This is a genomic window from Gemella haemolysans (assembly GCF_001553035.1).
Lineage (GTDB): Bacteria > Bacillota > Bacilli > Staphylococcales > Gemellaceae > Gemella > Gemella haemolysans_B.
The window spans coordinates 25,551-29,079 of the sequence record NZ_KQ959922.1 but is presented as its reverse complement, the minus strand read 5'-3'; the positions used below and the strand labels follow the sequence as shown (position 1 = coordinate 29,079).

Annotated in this window: 3 protein-coding genes and 1 pseudogene; 1 reads left to right on the top strand and 3 read right to left on the bottom strand. The window is 35.1% G+C overall.

Annotated elements, in window-relative coordinates; translation table 11 throughout:
* Window positions 1–251, bottom strand: a pseudogene (locus HMPREF3186_RS00725) (endo-beta-N-acetylglucosaminidase); the annotation flags it as partial.
* A 215-nt stretch (window positions 252–466) separates the two neighbouring features.
* Here HMPREF3186_RS00725 and galE point away from each other — a divergent pair.
* Entirely contained in the window at window positions 467–1,489 is a 1,023-nt protein-coding gene (gene galE / locus HMPREF3186_RS00720; protein ID WP_060913465.1) for a UDP-glucose 4-epimerase GalE, read from the top strand.
* 139 nt (window positions 1,490–1,628) lie between these two features.
* Here the strand turns inward: galE and HMPREF3186_RS00715 are convergent, their stop codons facing one another.
* On the bottom strand, window positions 1,629–2,315 hold the full coding sequence (locus HMPREF3186_RS00715) for a C39 family peptidase (protein ID WP_060913464.1): 687 nt from the start codon (window positions 2,313–2,315) through the stop codon (window positions 1,629–1,631).
* Between the two features lie 221 nt (window positions 2,316–2,536).
* On the bottom strand, window positions 2,537–3,529 hold a 993-nt coding region (locus tag HMPREF3186_RS09295; protein WP_156438949.1), incomplete at its 5' end, for a CHAP domain-containing protein.

The following is a 3,529-nucleotide window of genomic DNA, read 5'->3' as shown; positions in this document are numbered from 1 at the left end:
TTTCCTACATAGTAACGATTATTATCTACCCAAGCGTTTGTTACCATTCTTCCATCGACACCTAGCCAGTAATTTCCTGCCCAAGCATTTCTTGCTAATACTCCATTTTGATTGTAGAAATACCAAGTATTTCCAGTCTTAATCCATCCTTGAGCTGCTAATGCATCACTGCTAGCTACTGTGTTTACTGCGATTGGTGTAGCTAATACTGTTAACATTCCTAATCCTAATTTTAATTTATTTCTCTTCATAATATAATTCCTCTAAAATTCCTAAAGATAATTTCTGTTTACATAAATACATATTTTACTATTTTATTATAAATTTAATTTTTTTTCAAAGAAATATATAAGCTGTAACATAAACTTAATATTCCTCACATATTTATTGACACTTACATATACTTCCGATAAAATAAATATATAAAATTATAGGAAGGACTCGTTTTTTACGAGAAAATTACACTATGACTGAAAAAATACTAGTAACTGGTGGAGCTGGATTTATCGGGTCTCACACTTGTATAGAATTATTAAACAATGGAAATGAAGTAGTTGTCGTGGACAACTTATATAATGCAAATAAAAAAAGTTTAGAGGTAGTAGAAAGAGTTACAGGAAAAAAAGTAACATTCTATGAAGCTGATATTCGTGATGAAGCAAAATTAGACGAAATCTTTGAAAAAGAAGGAAACATCTTTGGTGTTATTCACTTCGCTGGATTAAAAGCTGTAGGTGAATCTTGCCAATTACCTTTAAAATACTACGATAACAACGTAGCAGGAACTACAACACTATGCCGTGTTATGGAAAAACACAACTGTAAGAACATTATCTTCAGTTCTTCAGCTACAGTATACGGAGATCCTCACGCATTACCAATTAAAGAAGATTTCCCATTATCTGTAACTAACCCATATGGACGTACTAAATTAATCTTAGAAGAAATTTTAGGAGATGTATATACAGCTGATAATGAATGGAATGTTGTATTACTACGTTACTTCAATCCAATTGGAGCACACGAATGTGGAGATATCGGAGAAGATCCAACAGGAATTCCAAATAACCTACTTCCATACGTAATGCAAGTAGCCGTTGGTAAATTAGAGAAAGTTAACGTCTTCGGTAATGACTTCGATACACATGATGGTACTGGAGTTCGTGATTACATCCACGTAGTAGACTTAGCTCGTGGTCACGTAGCTGCCCTTAAAAAACTAGAAAAAGGTAGTGGTCTTTCTAAATATAACCTAGGAACAGGAGTAGGATACTCTGTACTGGATATTATTAAGAGTGCTTCTGCTGCTGTTGGTCGCGACTTACCTTACGTTATCGCACCACGTCGTGCGGGCGATATTGCTGCATGTTATGCAGATGCTTCAAAAGCTAAAGAAGAACTTGGTTGGGAAGCACAGTACGATGTAAAACGTATGTGCGAAGACTCATGGAGATGGCAAAGTAAACATCCAAATGGATTCGCTGACTAAAGCCTATTAATAAATATTATAAAAACACTCGGAGTTGGATTTTTCCAACTCCGAATTTATTTTATCATCATAATTTATTAAACCAATAAAAATTAATAAAACAAAAAGCAAGGCTGTGAATTTCTTCACAATCTTGCTTTTATTTATATACTACCATAAATGGACCACCCGCAGAATTATCCTCTAGTTCCATACTACGTTGATCCCAAATATCATCAACGTTGTACCATTTATTCGTTCTTTCTGGATTATCTGGGTCTATCGCAAGAGTTTTACCATTTTGGTAACCACTTAGAACTATCGCATGCGTGCTATAACCTTTTACAAAAATTCCATGACCTACAGCACCATAGACAATATTCCCATTTTGCAGTGCGACTTTTAGATCATCTTTAGAATTAATAACACGATAGTTACAACCCCAGTATTCAATAGCTGCGACAGCTCCAAGACTAGAAGTTCCTGTGAACAGCGTATTCATCTCCATAGATGTATCATAAATATAATCTGCAACCTGAACAGGTGTAACATTCTCCTTTAGACCTGAAATAATCATCGATAGCGATGTAGGCACACACCCTGTAATCTTCATATTAGAGATACCATATCTCTTAGAGCCCCATCTCGCATCTGCTTGATAATATTGCGGAAGTTTTACAGGTTTTACGAAATCTTTTGATTTTTCATCATAAAAATGACTTATGCTGCCTTCATTAGGAAAATATTCCCATTTACCTTGCTGATCTTTTATCCAGTCAGCTTTAACATTCCCTGTTCCAGTTAGTAGTAAGCTACCTACCAAAAGAACCCCTATACTCTTTTTCATAAACCTGTCACCCCCATTTTTTCTAATAATTTTACTTTAAATTATACTATTTTTAATGAATAAAAACAAATGAGAGGACCTCAAAAATCATAATTTTATAGAAATTAATTTTTTCGAGTCACCTCTCATAAATTTAATATATTCGAAAATCTATCTAAGATATTTTAAATGTTATCTCTTTACAATTTTTATTTGGATATTCAGAGTAAATTTACTATATCTTAATACGCCGGTCTTGCATAACCTTTAATATAGCTAGAATTCCAGTTATAAGTTTTTCTATTTACTTTTGTTTTAGCAGTACTTCCTGCATATAACGCAGAGTTACCTTCGATAGTAGTGATTATCCCGTTATTTACCGATTCAACTATACCGATGTGGTCTGCCCAACCTCCACCGTCCCAGTCAAATGTAACGATGTCTCCTACTTTAGGTTGAGTTCTTCCTTTCCAGATCCCTTTATTCTCCATGATACCGATATGACGTTGAACACCACATTCTCTACCGATAAGGTCACTTAGTCCTGCTTGTTGGAATACTGTTGTAACGAAAATATCACACCAATCATCATCATACGTCGCAGTATATCCTACCGGTTTTGGATCTACAGAGTTATAAGCATCAACGATTTTCTTGTGTTCTCTTGTCCCCGTTTCAGCACCCATGTATTTACGAGCAATATCAAGAACTTTATTTAGATTAGTGTTGTTAGCTGGATTTTGAACCCAAGCTCCATTACTTCCTATATAGTAACGATTGTTGTCAACCCATTTATTTGTAGCCATTTTCCCATCAGATTCTAACCAATAGTTTCCTGCCCACGCATTTTTAACCATTTGTCCTTGTTCATTGAAGTAGTACCAAGTATTTCCACTCTTAACCCAACCAGTGTGTTTACCTGTTGGAACTGAATCTTCTTTTTTCTTATCTTTATCCCAAGCTCCATTGCTTCCTACATAATAACGGTCATTATCTACCCATGCGCTAATAACCATCTTACCATCAGAACCTAACCAGTAGTTTCCTTGCCATTTATTACGAGTTAGTGTGCCATCTTCATTGTAATAATACCAAACGTTGTTTTCTTTCTTCCAGCCACGTTTTTTCTCTTCAGGTTTTTTAACATTTTTATCCCAAGAACCATCTGCATCCACATAGTAGCGGCCATTATCTACCCATGCATTTGTCGCCATACTACCATCAGAACCTAACCA

Excerpts from the sequence above, each read along its gene's own strand:
- galE (WP_060913465.1), top strand. The coding sequence starts at position 467 with ATGACTGAAAAAATACTAGTAACTGGTGGAGCTGGATTTATCGGGTCT.
- HMPREF3186_RS00715 (WP_060913464.1), bottom strand. The coding sequence starts at position 2,315 with ATGAAAAAGAGTATAGGGGTTCTTTTGGTAGGTAGCTTACTACTAACT.